8 protein-coding genes are annotated in these 17,310 nt (G+C 64.6%); 3 read left to right on the top strand and 5 right to left on the bottom strand.

Translation table 11 applies throughout. The annotated features are described in order from the left end of the window. The 4 genes from drmB to BKN51_RS36085 are packed head-to-tail and all read right to left on the bottom strand — an operon-like array spanning window position 1 to window position 11,771. Complete coding sequence (gene drmB / locus BKN51_RS36100; protein ID WP_255414868.1) at window positions 1-1,941, bottom strand: DUF1998 domain-containing protein; 1,941 nt, start codon at window positions 1,939-1,941, stop codon at window positions 1-3. Next, on the bottom strand, window positions 1,859-5,083 hold the full coding sequence (locus BKN51_RS36095; RefSeq protein WP_174720496.1) for a helicase-related protein: 3,225 nt from the start codon (window positions 5,081-5,083) through the stop codon (window positions 1,859-1,861). The genes drmB and BKN51_RS36095 overlap by 83 nt, the downstream gene beginning before the upstream one ends. Beyond that, window positions 5,080-7,002 (bottom strand): UvrD-helicase domain-containing protein, encoded by a 1,923-nt coding sequence (locus BKN51_RS36090; RefSeq protein WP_101611851.1) that lies wholly within the window; start codon window positions 7,000-7,002, stop codon window positions 5,080-5,082. Before BKN51_RS36090 ends, BKN51_RS36095 begins: the two co-directional genes overlap by 4 nt. After that, the gene (locus BKN51_RS36085) at window positions 6,999-11,771 is read right to left on the bottom strand and encodes a DEAD/DEAH box helicase (protein ID WP_101611850.1); all 4,773 of its coding nucleotides are present in this window, start codon (window positions 11,769-11,771) and stop codon (window positions 6,999-7,001) included. Before BKN51_RS36085 ends, BKN51_RS36090 begins: the two co-directional genes overlap by 4 nt. A 397-nt stretch (window positions 11,772-12,168) precedes the next feature. On the opposite strand from BKN51_RS36085, the gene BKN51_RS36080 reads away from it, so the two are divergent. From BKN51_RS36080 to BKN51_RS36070, 3 genes are read left to right on the top strand one after another with little or no spacing between them, the layout of a single operon-like run. Then, window positions 12,169-14,262: a helix-turn-helix domain-containing protein gene (locus BKN51_RS36080; RefSeq protein WP_101611849.1), complete on the top strand. Its 2,094-nt coding sequence runs from the start codon at window positions 12,169-12,171 to the stop codon at window positions 14,260-14,262. Next, window positions 14,259-15,239, top strand: coding sequence for a hypothetical protein (locus BKN51_RS36075; RefSeq protein ID WP_101611848.1), 981 nt, complete (start codon window positions 14,259-14,261; stop codon window positions 15,237-15,239). Before BKN51_RS36080 ends, BKN51_RS36075 begins: the two co-directional genes overlap by 4 nt. Beyond that, on the top strand, window positions 15,236-16,120 hold the full coding sequence (locus BKN51_RS36070) for a DUF6339 family protein (protein ID WP_101611847.1): 885 nt from the start codon (window positions 15,236-15,238) through the stop codon (window positions 16,118-16,120). Before BKN51_RS36075 ends, BKN51_RS36070 begins: the two co-directional genes overlap by 4 nt. Here BKN51_RS36070 and BKN51_RS36065 read toward each other — a convergent pair. Continuing rightward, the gene (locus BKN51_RS36065; protein WP_101611846.1) at window positions 16,056-17,282 is read right to left on the bottom strand and encodes a DNA cytosine methyltransferase; all 1,227 of its coding nucleotides are present in this window, start codon (window positions 17,280-17,282) and stop codon (window positions 16,056-16,058) included. The two genes, BKN51_RS36070 and BKN51_RS36065, sit on opposite strands and share 65 nt — an antisense overlap. Window positions 17,283-17,310: the final 28 nt, after the last annotated feature.

Here is a 17,310-nt window from a genome sequence, read left to right as displayed (position 1 = left end):
TCAGTTCACCGCAGCGATCTGTTGAAAGTATCCGGGCACCGCCCCGGAAGGAGCACCGACAAGCAGCGTGCGATCCAGGAAGCTGTTGTTCAGCTCGCAGCTCGTCTCGGGCAACAGCACGCACGCGTGACATGCCGCGAGATTGACGCTGTCCGCCCCGCTCGCCCCGGATTCCATGCACAAGGGGTCGTTCGAGCACCAAGCCGCTCGCGCGAGGGCGGATCGCAGCGTCGCGGCCAGACGCTCCGGATCACCCTGCGCAACGATTCCGCCAAGGCTTCCGGCGGAGTCGCTCGTCGCGGTATAGACGAGGATTCCGGCCATGGTGTCACCGGCATACAGGCGTTCCCTGAGCGCGGACGCGGGGTAGCCGCCGTCCAGGCTCCACTCGTTGATCAGGATGTGCGCCAACGTGTGGAGCAACACGAACCGCGGAGACACCGGAGACTTGGGCCCGCTTGTCTTCGGATTCGACGGGGTCCGCTCCCGGATGAGCGCGAGATGGTTCAGCCGCATCTGCTCGACCTGTTCGATCACGGCGGGATTCGTCTCCCACTCGCGCAAGCGATCTTCATCGAGTCTGACGAAGACACCTTCACCCTTGACTTCGATCGCGGGCAACCAGTCGACGTCGTGGGACAGGTGAAGCTCGGCGAGCCGCTGCTCTGGCTCGCTCTCCAGCGGCGCGACGCCACGCGTGAACCCTTCCAGTGCGCGAACCTCGCGCAATCGCTTCGCCAACATGATCTCGGCGAGACCGAGCGCGTGCACCGGTGTCAGATCGCCTTCCGGCTTCTCGCAGACGAACGGCTGCCACTCCGACGTACGTTGTTCAGGGTTGCCGCGACACAAACTTTCGTATTCCTCCTTTCGCAGCAATGTATGGGGATCGACAGGTGCGTCCACGCTCTCGCCAGGAGTCGGTGTGTCCTCGCTCATTTCGCGAGCGAAGTGGATCACTTCCTCGATGGTCGTGTCGGCTCTCTTCAAGAGTCCTGGTCGCTTCTCGAAATGCCAACGGATGGCGTCCTCGGGTGCCCCGATCAACTTCTCCCGCTCGACCAGTCCACGCACTCCCTCGCCCCACGGCGGAATCGACAACGCGCTCCGCATGACCGGGTGCCAAGCGGAAGACGAACCTCGCTGCATGGCCCGAGGATGGCGCGTGCACGGTTGCGGCTTCGCCCCGCTGAGCCACGGCCGACGGCCTTCACAACGAATACCCAGCTCTCTCAATGATTTTACGCGGAAAGCACCCTCCATCGAGACGTCCGGCACGCCGCACGTGCACCTCACGACGACCGACCGAAGTGACGCTGTGTTGCCTTCCGTCCGCAGTGTCAGCGTCCCCCCGCAGAGACCTCTCGACTGCTCGGAACCTCGATGCACCCACTTCCAGTAGGGAAAGTCCTCGATGTGGCCGTCGTCGCACGCCAGGACGAATCGGGAGGGCACCAAGTCTTCTTGACAGCTCGGACAGTTCGCACGACCGGGGAGGCAATTGAAGGCGGAGAACGGCTGGAGGACACGGCACTCGGGACACGAGTAGAACTCGGGAAATCTGCGTACCCGGACGCCGTCGACACCGCGGTCGGGATCAGGCGCCGGCGGCAATCGGAACGACTTGACCCTGAGCACCTTTGCGAGCCTGCGTTCGAAGATTTCCGGTGCGTCGTCGATGTTCCACGAGTCGATTCCCGCCACGATGAACGACTCGTTGTCGATCGCGATCATCGCGCCCACCCCATAGGTGGTGACGAGCTGCGATCGTCGCACCGCCCCGAGTTTGCGTGCGCGCGGCCGGGCGGGGACGCCGCCGCTCCGGCGCCGTGATGATGGAGGAGGAGTCACTTCGTTCCTACCGTTTCTCGAGAAAGAGCGTCGACTCTGCGTCGACGTCACGAAGGCTCCAGAGGGTGTCCCAGCCGCCAGAGCCGTCATCGCTGCTGTCGAATCCCTTCAACAGGGCGGGATCTCGGCTTCCACGCTTGGCTTCGTACACGAGGTCCGGTTCGGCATCGGCTTCCTCGCGCCACCAGGCGATGAAATCGTCGAAGTACTCGGCCGTCGCCTCCGACTCATCGGGGTCGACCGACTGGACTCGGTCCAGAATCGCGGGCCGTACCGTCGAAATGATCTCGGGCAGGAAGGTCTCGATGTCCGAGGCCGCCTGGTTGGGAGATGCTTTGGCGATCGTCAGTCGGGTGAGCGCGACGACCACGGCATGGAACCCCCTGTCGCGAGCACGTGCGGAGAAGGGTGTGACACTGGTCGACTCCACCTCGCGATAGAGAGCCGAGTGGAAGCCGGGGAAGTTCTCGTAGTGCGACCGATCCCTCGACCGCGCCGAGTTGAGCATGACGGCGATGAGACCCGGGTGCCGTCGCCCCACCCGACTGGTCGCCTGGATGTACTCGGCGGTGGTCTGTGGTTGACCCATGACCGCCATGAGACCGAGCCGGTCGATATCGACACCGACAGAGATCATGTTCGTCGCGAGCAGGAAGTCCAGGGTCTTTTCCTCGTCCGGCCACGCGCACTTCAACAGCTTCAAGTAGCTGGGGATCGCACTCGAATCCGCACGACTGCTCAGCTCGATGTGAGATGACACCGAACGCGCGCCGCTGGAGCCATCCCGCTTGGCCAGCAACTCCAAGCGGTCCTGTACGTCGTCGAGCACTTGCAGCTCGGCGGCGGACAACAGCCGCAGACTGTTGAAGTACCCCACGAGCGTCCAATAGGCATCGCGCACCATGGGGTCGGCTTCGGTACGTGCCACAGCCTGGAACAGCGCCGCGTAAGTCCTGACCAGCAGGGTTGCCTGACTGGTCGCCGGCGTGAGCAGTCCGATGTAGCGACGTGACGCCTTGTCCTCCCGCGAAGCTTCCACGGCGAACCACGAATCCCTGGAATCGAGGCCGGCGGGCGGGAACTGTGCCAGCTTCCGATCGAACAGTGCTCCCACCTGGCCGGAGGCGCGGCGGATCGTCGCGGTCGAGGCAACGATCTTCGGCCTGTCGGCCAGGACATCCACCGCCGTCTCGTACAGACCGGTAAGGGTACCGAGCGGACCCGAGATGAGGTGCAGCTCGTCCTGGACGATGAGCTCCGGCTTCCGGATCTCGCTCCCGAGGTCTCGGTTGAACAACGCCGCCGTCTCCGGCCGCCACGGCATGGACGCGAACTTGTCCACTGTGGCGATGACCAGCGTCGGATGAGCGTCGTAGACTGCCTCGTCCACCAGATGGACGGGCAGTCCCTCGTCGGTGCCGAATTCGCAATCCGTGTTCGGACAACGCACCAGCATCCGCGTGAGCTGCGGACGTACCTCGTAGTCGCCTGCCCCCAACGGTTCTCCACACCACGGGCAGGAGTGAAGCTGGACCGGGTTTTCCTTCTGGAGCGGCCTTTCCGGGTTCTTCCGTAGTTCGTCGAGTTTGATCTCGGCACGGCCGAGCTTGTTCGGAGTCGCCGACATGCCCACCCACATGCCGATCGACACCGGCGTGCTGCCGAGATCTCCTCCTCTTCTCTCGGCGCGAACTCGCTCCATGGCGCAGATCAACGCCGCGGCACGCTCGAACTGTTGGAGAGTGAGAAGGCGAAGGGTGTAGCGCATCAGCACGGTCACTCCGCCGCCGTGCTCGCCGTCGCGAAGGCGGCGGAGAAACACGGTGAAAGCCACCAACCCGAGGTATGCCTCGGTCTTCCCGCCACCGGTCGGGAACCACAACAGGTCGGCGATACCGCGGTCCTCGTGATCCGGGTCGACGATACCTTCCAGACAGAGCAGCATGAACGCGATCTGGAACGGTCGCCACCGACCAGCCTCGGGATCTGGCGAGCCTTGTCGCCCCCTTTCGATCCACTCCGCTCGACCTCGCTGGCGGGCCATGGCCTGGTTCGCCAAGCGGAACGCCTCGATCGGCATGGGGTGACCCGGATCGGCCAGCAGCTCGACCCCTCTCCTCATCCGTTCGAGCGCTCGCCCGCAGTACGTGATCTGCTCGCGCGCCACGTTGGCGTAATCGGTCTTTTCCAGCGCGAGGACCTCCTGCCTCCGCGCCTTGATCCACTCCTCATATCCGTCGAGCATGCCTGCGAGCGCACCGACGATGTCTTCGGTCGTTCCATGTCCGAGTCGGTGCATACCTAGTGCTTTGTCGTCGATCTGCGGGTTCGAATCCGTCAACAGCACCTCATGGCTGGGCACCAGCTCGGTACGGATCGACGAAACCGCGGCCCGTGTCGACATGGAGGTGCGGATCGGTGGAGCCGTCCAGTCCCACGCGACGGAGCAACCGTGGCCGGTGGCGAAGTAGGGCGCGTGCCGGTGCAGCAGCCGACTCAACGCGTGCTCGGCATCCACCGCACCGAGGGGTGCCTTTCGCTCGACGAACGGTCGAATTCCTTCAGGGCAGTAAGCCTCCATCTCAGGCTGGAAGAAGCAATAGGCATCCTGGAGGTCATGGACACCTGCGCGCCGCGTGTTGACCAGGGTGACTGTCACCGTGACCGTGCCGCCGTCGTCAACGGGACGGATCAGCGTACGCAACTCCAGTCCAGGGCACAGTTCCGCGGTGTACATGCCCGCGGAAGTGACGTCGACGACCACGGGTTCGCAGTCCTCGGGAACACGGCGCCACCGCTCTCGCTGTTGTTCGGTACTACGGGCCTCGCTCCGACGCGGCTCGACAGGGCCACCGTTTTCGTCCTCCGGCGCATAGGTCGCGACCCGGACCTTCACCCGCACCGAACCCGTGACACCAGGATCGACACCGAACGTCATGCCCATCGACGATGGTTTGCGGCGGTTGGCGAGGGAGACTCCGAGATCGGTCTCACCCTGCTCGGAATCGTCCCCGCGGACGATGTCCGGAGGTGTGTCCACGCCGTCGGTCTCCGCGAGCTGATCGGAGTTCTCGATCTGCGGAAACAGGACACCGACGGGATAGGCGGTGATCGGAGCGTCGGTGGCGAGGATCTCCTTCGCACCGCTCTGCGGACCGAGGAGGTCGGCACGTAGGGCGGCGCGAAGGTCCTTGCGCAGCGCGTAGTGCGGCACATGGCGGGACTCGGTCACAGGATGTCCTGTCCTTCCGGGACCCGTTCGGCGTGGGTCCAGTCGAATCGGCCGAGGCCACCCAGGCGAGGAGCGAGCCATACGCCTCGGCCACCGAGACCGTGGCGTTCGGTGACCGCGGTCGAACCGGCAACCGTTTCGACACAGTCGATTTTCAGGCCGGTGATCAGGTACGGCCACTGTTTCACCCGGAAGCCCGCGGACCTCTTGAGCAGACGCCACAGGTCTTGTCGGAACTTCTTGGAGACTTCGCCGATCGGCGTGTCCGCGTGGAAGATGCCGTACGGTGGCGTTTCGGTCGGCGACGAAGGCAGGTCGTGCAGCCTGCGCAACACCACTGTGCTGCCAGGACGAACCGAGTCGAGCAGATACTTCTGCGCCGCCACGGGGTCGGTCTCGGGCTCACGCACACCGGCAGGCACCTCGTGGCACACGTCCGTCTCGATACCTTCCACGCCGACGCGCTTCCAACGCTCGCGGCCTCCCACGTACCAGCGCCCGACCGGCGTCGGCAGGTGTTCTCCCTTGCGCAAAGTCCATGTGTCAGGGCATTCGACGCGATACAAGTCGTCCCGAGGCCGCGTCATGGCTACGTAGAGAAGCCGTGCCTCGGCCAATGTGTCGGGCTCACCGATCCGTCGCCGTGCGGTCGCGTCGAACCCCGCGATCAGCACACGGTCGAACTCCAGCCCCTTGGCTCGATGGACGGTGGACACGAGGGTCTGATGCGAGGGAAGCGTGGACAGTTCATCAGGCAGTCGCCCTTCAGCGGCTGCCCTTCGCAAGGCCTCCAGATCGAGTTGGTTGCGTGCGCCCGCCGCGACAGTCCGCAACGAGCGCCACGTCTCGTCGATGTCGATGTTTGCAGGCATCTCCAGCTCGGTCAGAAGCTGTTCGAACCGTTCCCGACCCAAGGCCACAGCACCGGTCGCGGTGATCAATCCCGCCACCCAAGCAGGAACGACACCGGATCGCGGAGATCGCTGGACACGGTGCGGGACATCGAGCTGCCCGAGCTTTTCGGACATCAGAAGCACCTGAGCGTTGTCCCGGCAGAGGATCGCCGTCGTACCGGCGAAGTCTCGCAAGGAGTCCTGCGCGAATGGCGTGTCGAGCCTTCCAAACGAAGCGACTTCCGCGAGGCGAGAATGGATATCTCGGACAAGCGCGGCCACCGCCTCCAGGTCCGCCTGGAGAATGTCCGACAAACGTTGCAGACTTTCTCCACAAGGCAGCGCACAGCGTGCCTCGACGGTACGGGCACGAAAGTTCTCGGCAAGAACGACTTCGCGCAGCTCGTCCCCGAAAGTGGCACGCAGCCACCTGAAGAACAGGCCCGCTTCCTCAGCCCGCGCCTGCGGGTCGGACACCTGGAACCCGTAGATCGACTGGGCGGAGTCCCCGACGACGGTGAAACCCATGTCAGGGAACCTGTCGAGGAACGATTCGACCATTTCCCGCCGCGGTCCGACAAGGTCCTGCACCTCGTCGATGATCACATGGGCGGGCGCGCCTCGTTCGGTCTCCTCGACGACTCCGTCTTCGATCGCGGCGGTGGCGAGCTCGATCCGTCGATCGAACCCAAAGCCCGAGAGGTCTTCAGGTCGATAGCCCGCTTCGAGTAGGAGAGACGAAGCCCAACTGTCGAAGGTCTGGGCACGCACCCGTCGACCCGCGACAACGCTCCGGCCTGCACGGGTACGCAAGACCTGTGCTGCCGCGCGGGAAAAGGTCCAGATCAAGATCTCCGATGCCGCGGTTCCCTCCGCCGTCATCAAATGTTCGATTCGGCGGATCAAGGTGGTGGTCTTGCCCGCGCCTGCTTGTGCCGGAACCAGCAGTTTGTCGTCACGGGCGCTGGTCACGACACTCCGCTGAGCTGGGGTGAGCTCAACGCCCTCCCCCTCTGACTCTGTCACCGCTGTCCCCTCTGCCAGAGATAGTCGAACTTCGTGAACGCGAGGTCCTGATGGAAGTTCCTGATGTTGTCGCGCACATCGAGGATGAGGCAGGTGTCCTTGCCTCCGTTGCGACTTCCACGCAGGCCACGCCCGATCATCTGCTGGTAGTCGTTCGGGCTGTACACAGGCCGGGCGATGACGACGGCGCGGGTCGCCGGCGCGTCGAAGCCCTGCGAGAGCACGCCGTAGTTGGTGAGAGCCCGGAGTCGGCCCTGCCGGAACGACTCGATGCGCTGACGTCGCTCCGGCATCGGAGTCGCGGAATCGATCGCGGCGGAGCGGACACCCCGGTCGCCGAGTTTGGCGGCCAGGAACTTGGCGTGGCCGACTGACGTCGCGAACACGAGAACCGGCCAGTCCTCGGGCAACGCGGCGATCTCCTCCACGAGGAGTTTGTTGCGAGCCTCGTCTTCCGCGAGGCGCAGCTCCGCACTCCTCGGCAGGAATCCCTTGATCCCACCAAGCTCGTCCGGATCGAGCTGGATATCCGCGCCGACCAGTTCACGGTGTTCGACGCGCGCAAGGACTCCCAGGTCCTGCAAGTCGGAAATGGGCTCGCCGGAGAAGACACCCTCGTCGAGGCGGACCTTGCCGAACCTCTGCACCAAACGCCTGGTCAGCTCGGCGTCGTTGCGGAACGGCGTGGCCGTCAGCCCCACGAGGTGCCGTGAGGTCTCGCGGTGGGTGAGTCCGAGGTGCTCGAGAATGGAGGTGTACTCGCGGGAGATCGCCACGTGTGCCTCATCGACGAAAACGGCCGAAGCGTTGCGCAACCATGCGTATTCATCCGTACCCAAACACATTCGCAACTTCGCGTCAGTGGCGATGACGAGGTGCGGCCTGCCCGTGACGGGGGTGGCGGAATTCGTCGTCCACAGTCGGTCGATGACCAAAGACTGCTCGGGACCGACGTTCTCCCAGACATGCTTCCACGACTGGAAGGCCTGCTCGCAGAGCTCGGCGGTCTGCGAGATCCACAAAATCGGCCCCTCTGGAATCCCGTCCTCCCGGATCCACCGGATCGCGCCTTCGGCCGCGAGACGCGTCTTGCCTGCCGCGGTCGGAAGACTCAGCATCCCGCGCTCGGCGTGTTCGCTCCGCAGCAGAAAGGTCAGCCTGCCTGCGATCACCTCCTGGAAGGCGTGCAGCCGAGGAAAATCAGTCGGCCCCTCGGCTTCCTCACGCATGGGCGGAGCAGGAATCCGTACACCCGCGAACACGTCGGGGAGCCCGAGATCGGTCACGAACCGCAGTGCGGCAGGGCCGCCGTCGAAGTTCGCCGGAGCAGTCTCGAACCTTTCGGCGATGTCCTTGGCGTGCACCCGAAGCACGCCGTCGTCGTGCGCGTTGTACGCCAGCTGCGCCACCCGGTGGGCATCCGGGTCCTGCCCGGTCTCAGAGGTCTCACTGGCGATCAGCCCCGGAGGAAGTCCCTTACGCAGGTTCTCCTCGCCGACCAAGAAGGCGATCTTCTCCACAAGGCTGTCACTTTCGCGGATCTCGGTGAGCCGAGCCTGGACTTCGCTGTCCTTCTGCTGCTGGTGATGCGCCTCGATCACCCTCCGACAGCCGGAGACTCCGAGATTCCACCCGAATTCCCTGTCGACGAGAATGAGAGCGTCCTCGAACGACGTGCCGTCGACTATCAGCACCGTGTTGTCCTGTCGGGCGCTCTTCAAGGCGACGGTTCGAGTGCCCTGAGGGCTGCGGGTCACTTCTTCGAGCTCACTGCACCACTGCAGGTGGCACCCCTGGACCACGGTCGTTCCCAGTCGCTGTCGAAGCGGCGGCCACTCGTCGGTGAGCGGGACGGCGGGCCTGCTGTAGACCGGACGCAGCCGCTTTTCGATGACGTCGACGAAACGACGCATCCCGAGCTCACGGATCATGAACTCGACCCGCTCGGCCTCGTCCGGGAAATCCGCCAGCATCGCAGGATGGTTCTCCCGGACCAGTGCCGCGTATTCCTCCGCGGTCGTGGCGACCGCGATATCACCACGAGCACGGAGGTCCCACTCCTGGCCTACCCGGCAGCGCATGGCCTCTTCCCGCTCGACAAGGTCCGGAGCGAACCGGGAGAGGAGGGCGTAGGCGAAACCCACGAAATTGTCGTCGGTACTGGACTTCACCCGTTCGAGGAACTCGGTCCAGCGCTGCGGGTCCATGTCACCGACGTTGACGGTCATCCCCAACCGCCGAGCCTTGTCGGGGCTGATCGCCGCGACAGGAAGCAGGGAGGCGAACGCGCTCAGCTGAGGGCCGACTGCCTCGCATACGGCGACCAGTCCCATCGAGGTGTCGACCATGCCGTAGGTACGCAGGAACCAATTGACCGGCGAAAGCACCCGCATCCGAGTACTCACCTTGCTGCCGATCTGTCGAGTCCAGGACTCGACAAGCCCGTCCTCGGGCGCCGCCGCCAGGAACGCGGCCTTGCCCTCATCGGACAGTTCCTGGAACAGGTGCAGTGACCCCATGGTCGGCGCTCCGGTCAGCACGACCGTCTGAAGTTGCACCCTGCTGGCCGTCGCCTTCAGTTCCCGGCAGTACTCGCCGTGCGCCCACAGGTGGTACTCGTGGAACCAGCTGTCGTTTTCCGGCCGATGACCGGAGGCCGGTCGATCGGTCATACCGAGTTCGCGCAACACCGGCAGGTCATCGGAGTGGAAGCGGACGTCGACAGCCAACCTGGCGTCACGCGAACCGTCCTCCGGCACCACCGGCCCCGGCAGCAGGCACTTGCCGATCGGGCGAAACACCCCGGCAGTGGTCCTGACCCGGATCCCGGCGGACACCTTTGCCGACTTGTCGCGCACCACACTCACGAGGTCCACACCACCCGCGGTGCGCCACAGCTCCCAGAGCCGAGTCCACTCCTCATCACCGTAACCAGAGAAGCCCTGGTCGATGACGCTGCGAAAGCGTCCCTCCGCGTCGGCTTCGCGGATCCCGAGCCGGTCGAGTTCCCGGATCATCGTCGGGTCACCCGAGATCCCGCGGTCCACGTACACCAGGTCATCGGTAAGACCGTCCTCGTCGTTGGACCGGAAAACGCGGCCGGCGGACGCGGCGACGAAATCACCGCTCTCGGTCAGGACGATCTCGGCCTTCCTTGCCTCCGTCGCGACCGTTCGGAACGTGACGTCCTCGGCGGCGAGTTCGTCAAGGTGCGCCACGATCCGGATGGCGACGGCGGACGCGACCGCTGTCCCGTCCTCGACCAGTGCCTCCAGCCACGCGACGACGGTTTCCACCTCCACGCCCGCCGCGGCGAGTACGTGGTTCACTTTCCCTCGGCGCAATCCACTCGCGTCCACCGAACTGTGCAGCCAGTCCTTCGGCCGACCGGCGTATTCGGTCCACAGCGTCAGCGCGATTCGGCTCAACTTTTCCGGGTGAACGCGCAGGTCCGCGGGTTTGCGCAGAACCCCGTCCTGATCAGGGAGCGAGGGCCGGACAGCCGCGAGTGCCCAGACCTTCTCGGTCAAGTACTCGCACGCCCAGTTCGGCGACTCCTTGGCACGCCCCGGCAACAGCGGCAAGTACGCAGCAGGGTCTTCGAGCATCACCAAATCCGGCAGTGAGGCGAGCACGAGGTCGGCGGTGGCATCGAGCAGCTCGATGTTGAGTTCGCTTCCGGACAAGAGGTGCTGTCGGTCCTCGTTGGTCTTCCACGCGGCATTGACGACGCCACTGAGCGTCGTCGCATACTCGGTCGGGAAGAAAGCCCAGAACTCTCCCCGCTCATGCGGCACCTGACACACGGTCTGCCCATGGTCGTTCTTCGTCACCGAGTACTCCGGAACAGCCCACGACATGTCGATCACGACCCGATCGTGCAGTTCACCCGCGCCGATCCGTGTGCGCTCGCTGACCTGGTGGGATCGGGAGAACACGCGGTACTGCTCCGAGCGAGACTTCTGACCGCCCCGGGCCTCGTGGATCACGTGCCGCACGCCATCGTGCTCGACGGTGATCTCACGACGGACGATCGGCAACTCCCTGCGATCCTCGAGCACCATCTTGCGGACGTGGTGCGAGAACACCTGGAACAGGCGGGGGAACTCGACGATGTCCTTCCCGAGCAGATCACCGGCGCCGGGCGCCAACGGTAGCCGGACGACGGTGGCCGCTCCCGCGCTCATCAGCTCGTCGAGGACGGGATCGAGCGAACGTTCGTGGTCCTCGACCAGCGGCCAAGCGAGCCTCAGCACCGGAGTGTCGCCCACCGTTTCCAGTCGCTTCTCGCCGTTTGCGATCCGCGCATCATTGACGGCCGCGAGGATCTCGTCGGCGGAACGCTCCGCGTCGAACCCGAACGAGCCGGAGCGGCTGAAGAACTGCGGAGTGTCGGTCACGGTCAGCACCGACTTCACGCCGACACCGAAGCGGCCGATCTGACTGCCGCTCTTCTGCGATACCCCCATGCGGAGGATGGTGTCCGCTCCCTGCGCCGAAATAGGCGCGCCGTCGTTCGCGCAGTACATGTGGGTTTCGGTGAGAACGACGTGGATCGTCCCGTTCCGGTGTTCGGGCGCCCGCATCTCGTCCGCACCGTTCTGCACCAGCTCGTACACCTGGCGTTCTCCGTAGCCGCCTTGGTGGATACGGCGCTCGGCGTTGGCGTCCTCCTTGATGCGGTCGGGATCGAACGCATAGGTCCCCAACGCCAGGCCATCGAGCCTGGCGATCATGACAAGCACGGGGCTGACCGCACTGTCGACCATCACTACTTCACTCCTTCAACGGACAGGTTCACGGCCACTGTCCTTCTGATCCCGAGCAGGTCGGGATTCGAGCGAGTCCGCGGCGCACTGCCACCCGACAGACACGGACAAGACGAAATTCGGGTACGACAAGTAGCGGCCCCTGACCGCAGGCCGCGCTTGACTCGGGTGTGGATGACTCTGCTGCGGCCCGGACCCTCCCGAGATGAAGTCGACACCCCGAAGGGTGTGTCGGATCGATGAGAAGATGAGAAGCGGTACAGTCGGACAGATTCAGCCGACCGAGGTGACGTTAACCATAAGTTGACAGCGCGCAAGTGTCAAATTTGCCTGTTAGACTGCTTTCGACCCCCTGATGGGAGGTCGCTCGCAGGCATCAGGGAAGGCAATCAGGCGAATGAGCGCTCAGCAGGGTGAGGACTTCGGCCCGTGGCTCGGACGGCAGTTGCGCCGGGCATCGAAATCCCAGGCCGAGCTCGCGCAACATCTGGACTTGACCCGTGCCGCAGTATCCGCATGGATCACCGGACGCGCCGAACCACGCGAGGAAGTCAAGCGACGAATCGCCGAGTTCCTCGGCATCGACGTGGCCTCTCTGCACAACCGCACCGCGGACGTGGTCGCCAAGCTCCCGCTGGAGTGGCACCACAGGCCGGCACATGCGGACGGCGGACGTGAATACGGCAACGCCGCCGCCTTCGCCTTCAACGCCGACCTGGCCGTCCTCGCCCGCGAGGCGACCCAGAACTCGCTCGACGAACGCCATGATCCTTCCAAACCGGTCCGGGTCCACTACACATTGCACGAGTTGAGCGGCGCACACCTCGACTCGTTTCTCGAGGCGTTGCAGTGGGACAAGTTACGCCCGCACTACGACAAAGCCGCTTCGGCGGAACAGAAGGTCTCCCGAAGTCTGCGAGCGGCGCTGGACGACCTGGACCGAACCAGGTCGCTGCTGTTGTTGAGGGTGGACGACTACAACGCCGCCGGCCTCACCGGTCCCGAGTACAGCGACGGTCGCTTCGCGGCTGTCGTCCGAAGGCAGCTCGACAGCCACAAGCAGTCCGGCAAGCGAGCCGGCGGTTCCTACGGGCTCGGAAAAGTCACCCTGTGGGCCACCAGTCGCTTCGGTCTGGTCCTGATGAACTCGACGCTGTCGATTCCCCATGAGGGCCGGACCGAACGTCGTGTCATCGGCAGGCTCGACTTGCCTTGGCGAACCGTGGACAAGACGGCTTACGCGGGGCCCGCCTGGTTCGGAGAACCGGACACCACGCAGAGCCACAAGGGTGTCTCCCGGTCGTGGTGGGCGGACGAGGAGTCCGTTCGAGGGCTGCAGCTCGAACGCTCCAACGCGGAAACAGGCACGTCGTTCCTCATCGTCGGTGCGCATGACGCCTCCGGGGACGCGGAATCGCTGGAGGAGATGCACGAGAAGCTGGTGCGTTCGCTGGCCGATGGTTTCTGGGCCGCGATGATCGGTGGTGATCGGGCAGGCGCGCTGCTCGAAGCCCGCGTCACGACCTTGCGCAACGGCCGGGTGCTCGTACCCGAACAACAGGTCAATCCCCATACTCACCATCCCGCGCTGAGCAGAGCCCTCAAGGCGTATCTGGACAACGAGACCGTGACCGAGCGGACCGCGGGCGATCAAGTGGCCAGTGTCGAAGTACCACTGTTCGTCACCCCGCTGAAAGGCGAAGGTCGAACCCAAGGCAAAGGCGCAAGACACTCCGCCGTCCTTCTGCTCACCCGTGCCGAAGGGGAGGAACGAACCAACCGAGTGGTTTGCATGCGCGGCAACCGCATGGCGATTCTCGACAGGCGGCCCAGGGATCTCCCGCTGGGCGCCGACGCCTTCCAGGCCGTCCTTCTCGCAGGCCATGCGACCGAGAACGAAGGCGAAGACGTCGACCTCGCGGAACAGTTTCTCCGCGCGTCCGAGCCCCCTGAGCACCACAAGTGGGATCGCACGGAAGAACTGACGTCCCTGTACCAGCGAGGAGCCTTGTCCCGCATCAGCGAGTTCCTCGAAGAGATCGACAAAGCGGTACGCGAGCTTGTCGGGCGTCGGGAGATCGGCCATCGGGGTGGCCCGAGCGTTCTGAAGGAGCTGCTGAAACTCGACGGCGCCGCCGCCGGCAGCAGACGCGCACAGGGCGTGCCGACGGTCCGGAGCATCAACGCTCAGCTGGACGACACGGGCGCCTGGCACGTGAGTGTCGACATCAAGCTGCCCAACGCGGAAGACCCGTGGTTGCTGACACCGGTCGCCAAGTTCGACGTCAGGTCCGGCGGGCGCCCTGCCGTCGAGTGGAGCCTTCTCACCCCTGCGAAGAACTGCGACATCGAGAACGGCAACCTGGTAGTCCCGCCGGGGATGCGATCGGCCTCGTTCATCGGTGTCACGGATCCGGGAAGTCATCCTGTTCAAGGTCGCCTGTCCCGACTGGTCGTGGACGTCCAGAAGGCCCGCGGAGGTGTCGCGTGAGAGCAGCATTCCCCTACCCGACGCTCTTCGGTGACGTGAGTCTCGACGTGACGGCCGTGAGTGTGGACGGCGCGGAGCTCCCGTACTCGCACGTGTCCAAGGTCGAGCAGACAGTGGCGTTGCATCGAACCGGACGGGAAGAATGGGAGGTTGCGACTCTGCACCTCGCCGCCAAGATCCCCGATGAGGAGCTCGCCGCAGGGCCTTGGGTCGATCCGGTGTGTTTGGCGGTGCTCACCGAGAAAGCCACCAACGCCCGGTCGACAACACGTCTGACCCGTTCCCGTGACGGTAGCTGGCGCGGGAGCATCGAACTGGCGCATGCCCGCCATCTCAATCGCGCCTCACTCGGTCTGACGGTTGTCGCCACACTCGGCGAGATGGCGGGCCGCTTCATCGGTGCCACCGAAAAGGACTGGTTCGTGGACCTCAAGGTCACCACCCCGGTCCGACAGCGCGATATCGAGATCGTGGAGGTCGACTTCCGCGAAGGACCGCACGAATGGTTGCATCCGTTCAAGGAGTCACCATGGATCGTCGAAACCACTGGCGACATCCCGACGGTCTATCTGAACACGAGCGCGGTGGAGGGTTTGATCGATGCCCTGCACGGCACAGGCGGCAGCCCTGAGGAGAAGATGCTGCGTGAGATGACGGCGAGCCAGGTAGCACAGGACGCCTGGACGGCCATGTTCCACACCGCCATCAGCGACCTGGATCTGGACGAAGACGGGACACCTCAGATGCCTGCCGGCTGGCGCGAGGCCGTGGTCCGGATGATGCTGCCGGACGTGCTGCCGGGACGGCAGCTCACGGACGCGCTCTTCGACATCAACGAACGTCGTACCAAGGGGTTCGGTTGGTCCGAGCTCCAGACGAGTGTCCAGTACGCGGCAGGCAGGCGAAGTCAGATCACCAAGAAGCTGACCAACGCCGTGCGGTCTGTTCATCGTTCGGACAGGGGCGATGATCGATGAGTGTTGAAAACAAGGCCGACCTCCCGCTCGTTCTGGGTTTGTTGCCGAACGCGGCGGTGGCCAAGTTCCTGACTCGCGGTATGCAGTCAGGGCAGGAAAAACCGCCGCTGGTCGCCCTCCGCAAGGCATCGATTTCGCTTCCGCCGACGGAAGCCCGTTGGGGGATCGCGCCGATCCGGGAGTTGCTCGACGTGGCGATGGAGCGCTTCGCGGGAAGACCTGTGGACGCCGACGGCTGGCTGGCACCGAGACTGCATGCCACCCTGCGGATGACCAGGGCCGAAGCTGCCGACAGTCGCCTGTGGAACTTCCTCTCCATGATCGCGGCTCCGGATTACGTGGTGTGGCGCCACAAAGGCGCCGAGATCACGCCGGCCTCCCGGTTCAGCGGCCCGCACTACACCCAGGCCTTTGCCCGTCTGTGGTGGGCGGCCGAGTTGTTCCGCAACGCGGACGACTACAGCCCGGTGGAAGTCGCCTGCAGCGTTCAAGACGTCCTGAACACGACGATGCGCCTGGACGTCATCGACCATCGCCCGACCGCGTTCGCGATCATTCGCGTGCTCGAGGAGTTGAAGCGCTCGAACGTTTCACGTCTGGGAGACCGGGCCAACGCGTTGTCGTCCGCCGTGAACACGGCGGGGAGCACCCTGCTGTACGACGTTCTGGCGCCGGACGAGCCGGTGGATCAGGACGCGGTGCACGACTGGATCACCGAAGCCGAAGACATGGCCCCGGTGCACTGGGACCGTCTTCCCGACGGACCGGACGACGGCGAAGTCAGCGAGGACGCAGTCAAGGTCCTGATGCCCCTGTTCAGACAACTACTCGAAGAGGCGCCTGTACGACAACGGAAGAAGGCTGCCGACTCTCCGGAGTAGCGTCCATTTCGGACGGAGTCGCGATAGGCATCGAGGGCAGCTGAGGTCGGTCGTAAATTCCCGGATCCCACTTCGCGGCGACAACCGCGTCAAGGTCCTCGGCTTTGAACTCGACCCCCAAGGCCGCAGCGAGCACGTGTGCGGCCAGGCGCGGCGGAATGGCGTTGCCGACCTGCTGCGCGATCTCCTTGCCGGACCAGGGGTAATCAGCGGGAAAGGTCTGCAAGAGCCCGGCTTCGTCTTTAGTCAGCCGATCCAGCTCGTGCTTGGGCCAGCCGGACGAATACAGCCGATTCCGTGAGATCTTGCCGGTGACCGTGGCAGACGGCTCGTCGGACCTGCGCCTTCCCCTCAACTTGGGATTGCCGCCGGTTCCGTAGTTGGAAACCACTTCGAACGGCTCGTCCCGGTTGCGCAAGGCGTCGGACATCGTCACCCACGGCTTGAGAGCGGCTACTCCCTCGGACCGATCCTTGCCCTTGTAGTACCGACGGTGCGTTGGCGTGGGCAGCGAAGCCTCGCCGTGAAGTCGTGCGATGAGGATCGCGCGACGGCGAGTCTGCGGAACTCCGAACTCTTCAGTGTGCAAGACACCGCAGGCGACTTTGTAGCCACGTTCCTTCAGAACATCGGCGTATGCCTGCCAGACCGGCAGGACCGTCGGAACCTGTTCCAGCACGATGGCTTCGTAAGGCATTTCGTAGTCGAGAGCTTCCAATGCCCAGCGCAACGGCTCGAGCACCAGGCCGGAACGTTCCTTGCCGTTACGATTGTCGTCGCCTGCGCGTTCGTCGTCTTCGTGCAGCTTCTCGAGTTCGGCGCTGATGTCTTCGCCTGCGGCCATCTGCTCGACGAAGCCGAGGACCGTGTCCAGTGCACGGCGACCGGCACCGCCTCCCGCGACGGTGTACGTCTGGCACGGCGGTCCGCCCGAGAGCACGGTGGCATCGGGGAAATCCTTGGGCCCGTAGGCCCGGACGTCGGCATGCTTGGTGCCGAGGCCTGCGGCTTTTCTGGTCTCGCAGGCGTTGTCGTCCCACTCGATGCCGTCGACGTGCACACCCAACCAGTGTGCGGCGACGTCCAGCCCGCCAGGCCCCGCGAACAGGTCCACCATCTGGATCTGCGCAGTCGTGAACAGCTGCGGCTGCACAGGGGTCATGGGGTGGAAGCTTAACTCGTGTACGACG

The organism is Amycolatopsis sp. BJA-103 (genome assembly GCF_002849735.1).
Classification (GTDB): domain Bacteria; phylum Actinomycetota; class Actinomycetes; order Mycobacteriales; family Pseudonocardiaceae; genus Amycolatopsis.
This window is presented reverse-complemented; position numbering and strand designations above follow the sequence as displayed.